A 257-nucleotide genomic window follows, 5' to 3' on the forward strand; every position below is an offset into this window, starting at 1 on the left:
GGTCGGCCTGCTGGCCGCGCCAGTCCATCGCCATCTCGTAGCTGCCCAGCGGCCGGATCGGCGCCATGCGCGAGCCCATGTCGCTCAAGCTGAGGACCGTGCGCCCGGTGACCGCGACGCTGTTCGCCTGGCGTACCAGGTCGAGCCGGTTCCAGCTCAGGCGGACCACGCCCGACGGCGCCAGCGTGTTGAGCGGCGCGCCCAGGCCGGCCAGCCCTACGGCCGGCAGCAGCAACTGCCCGGCGCTGACCTGCCAC

1 pseudogene is annotated in these 257 nt (G+C 73.9%); it reads right to left on the reverse strand.

The features are described from left to right. Positions 1–257, reverse strand: a pseudogene (locus KVT32_RS30610) (type II secretion system protein N); the annotation flags it as partial.

It is taken from the genome of Achromobacter sp. GbtcB20 (assembly GCF_019091095.1).
GTDB lineage: Bacteria > Pseudomonadota > Gammaproteobacteria > Burkholderiales > Burkholderiaceae_B > Achromobacter > Achromobacter mucicolens.